The organism is Paenibacillus alba, assembly GCF_013204855.1.
Classification (GTDB): domain Bacteria; phylum Bacillota; class Bacilli; order Paenibacillales; family NBRC-103111; genus Paenibacillus_E; species Paenibacillus_E alba.
Genome location: NZ_JABMKZ010000084.1, coordinates 1 through 2,245, shown reverse-complemented (window position 1 = coordinate 2,245; position 2,245 = coordinate 1). Strand labels below are relative to the sequence as shown.

General features: G+C 38.2%; 4 protein-coding genes. 3 read left to right on the top strand and 1 reads right to left on the bottom strand.

All coding sequences use genetic code 11. From position 1 onward, the window contains the following. Positions 1-116 precede the first annotated feature (116 nt). The 3 genes from HQN90_RS39200 to HQN90_RS37905 all read left to right on the top strand — a co-directional run bounded on the left by HQN90_RS39200 (position 117) and on the right by HQN90_RS37905 (position 1,559). A complete protein-coding gene (locus tag HQN90_RS39200; RefSeq protein WP_338042448.1) occupies positions 117-296 on the top strand; it encodes a GNAT family N-acetyltransferase in 180 nt (59 codons plus the stop codon). A 321-nt stretch (positions 297-617) separates the two neighbouring features. Continuing rightward, positions 618-1,094 (top strand): GNAT family N-acetyltransferase, encoded by a 477-nt coding sequence (locus HQN90_RS37910; RefSeq protein ID WP_173227979.1) that lies wholly within the window; start codon positions 618-620, stop codon positions 1,092-1,094. 153 nt (positions 1,095-1,247) lie between these two features. Continuing rightward, positions 1,248-1,559: an aminoglycoside phosphotransferase/kinase family protein gene (locus HQN90_RS37905; protein WP_246363037.1), complete on the top strand. Its 312-nt coding sequence runs from the start codon at positions 1,248-1,250 to the stop codon at positions 1,557-1,559. A 65-nt stretch (positions 1,560-1,624) separates the two neighbouring features. On the opposite strand, the gene HQN90_RS37900 is transcribed toward HQN90_RS37905, so the two are convergent. After that, complete coding sequence (locus HQN90_RS37900) at positions 1,625-1,957, bottom strand: nuclear transport factor 2 family protein (protein ID WP_173227978.1); 333 nt, start codon at positions 1,955-1,957, stop codon at positions 1,625-1,627. Between the last annotated feature and the right edge of the window lie 288 nt (positions 1,958-2,245).

The following is a 2,245-nucleotide window of genomic DNA, read 5'->3' as shown; positions in this document are numbered from 1 at the left end:
TTTAATAATCGAAGTCAAGGCAAAGTATCCAATTCAACCTCTTTTAGGTTCTGGATCTATTTGCTTCGAGATAGGGATGGGGCCTAGTTCGCACATGTAAGCTTCAATGCAAAGCTATTGGGTTTATACCTGAATTATCGCTTATAGCGGAAGAAAATGACCAAATAGTAGGTCATGCTTTATTTAGCAAAGCAGAAATTGTTGAAGACGAAAATCGTAATGAGATCATAGTCCTTGCTCCAATTGCCGTATTGCCAAGTAATCAGAAAACAGGGATTGGTGGTAAATTAATTTAAGAAGGTTTAAAGAGATGTGAAAAATTAGGCTATGACTTTGTGTTCTTAATCGGACATCCAAAGTTAAAAACAACAATAAAGGGTGAGTTGAGGTATCCGAAGTCATTCTTCAATTGACATATTAATCCTACAATTCGTTCTTCTAACGGATAACTTGAGGTGCTTGCTTCGTGGCAGCTCCTCTTTTGTTTATTAAAGTAATGGGTAGGTTAAATACAAAAAAAGGAAAATATTTATATCTACAGAAGTAGATATTTATCTAAAATTCTATATGGCAAAAATGTTTGAATCACAATAAAGGGAAGAAAGGAGAAGTCCTGCATGATTACTCTCAGAAAAATCACACTGGAAAATCGGCGTGCCATGTTTAACTTGGAAGTTTCGGAGGACCAACGGCACTTTGTTGCGTCTAATCTGTCAAGCGTGGCTTCTTGTTATGTCCTTGTAACCAATGGGGGACATCCATTGCCATTTGTCATTTACGCGGATGAGCAGCCGGTCGGGTTTGTTATGTTGGCTTATGGAATCACTGGATACGAAGAACCGTCAATTGCAGAAGACAACTATTGTATCAGGCGACTGATGATTGACAAGCAATACCAGAACCGGGGTTATGGTCGGGAAGCCATGAAAAAAATCTTGGAATTTATTCGCACCTTTCCAACAGGGCAAGCACATTACTGCTGGATCCCCTATAAATCCGATAACGTCGCTGCCAAAAGACTTTATGAAAGTTTCGGCTTCCGTGACAACGGTGAAGTCTTTAACAACGAATCAATAACCGTATTGCGACTCTAATTTGCTGTCAAACCATTAAACGGCGAACGAGAGTTCAATAACAACATGAAAAGGCAGCCAGCCCAGGTGGATTGGTTGCCTTTTCTCAAGTAATGGGTAATTTAATTATATTTGATCTTTCTATTGTGGTATCACAGTATGGGATGTACTATTTTGGACGGGTTGGAAGGCTACGAATCCAGGCCGATTAAGGCACATTCCAGAGGGCAGAATGTCGTTTATAACTGTGAGAAAGAGGGCACTGATGCAAAAATACTCAGAATCGCCTTCTTAAACGACAGGAGCAGGGAAGAATTGCTGGGCGAAGTTGAATATATCAGGTATTTATTCGAGCATGGCGGCAGTGTTTCGGATGTAGTCAGCTCCAGGAAGGGGAATCTGCTGGAAGAGATAATACATAATCCTGAACGAAAGTCCGTTTTTTTGAAAAGCCGGGTTGTGGTGAGGAGTTGTCATATTATATAAAATGCCTGGAAGACGATATCACGTATATAGGATTTTTCCATGAAATTTACTCGTGTGAAATATAATCACCTTGTAAGAAACCAAACCTTTGTAATTAGATCATCCTTTATTTCATACATTGCAACTGCCTCTATAATGGCACCTTCTAATCTTCCAGTTATTTCTTCATGGTCTATTACATATTTTCCGTGAAATATTCTTTTATCAACAGTTGCTAACATATTAGGGTATGATTCGAACAATTTATGATAGCGCTCTCTCATGGCCTCTTGGCCTTCTATGGTAAGTGTATTAGGAAAATCATATATTTTAACATCTTCACTATAACATTCCATGAATAAGTCAATATTTTTATCGTTATATGCTTGTAATTGTCTTTGTACAACAGATTCTCTCATATTACTTCCCTCCATAAATAAAGATATTGTCAGTAGATAGTATATTAAAAATAGCCTCAAATTAGAAGAGTTATCTAAGAGTAGGTAAATCAGTAAATGTTGTTAAACTCCATAAGGACTATGGAGAACGATAGTGAAGGAGCTTGCCTCGCGGCAACTGTTTATTCAACTACCATGAAAATTAGAAAGCTGGCAGTCGAAGAAAAAGACATCACTAAATAAGACGCGGCTCAGTCTCTTTTAAAAAAATTGCAGCGCATAGGATTTGCGTAATCCGTAGATCAGGAG

What these genes read in the sequence shown, in the direction of transcription:
- HQN90_RS37910 (WP_173227979.1), top strand. Translation starts at nt 618, where the DNA reads ATGATTACTCTCAGAAAAATCACACTGGAAAATCGGCGTGCCATGTTT.
- HQN90_RS37900 (WP_173227978.1), bottom strand. Translation starts at nt 1,957, where the DNA reads ATGAGAGAATCTGTTGTACAAAGACAATTACAAGCATATAACGATAAA.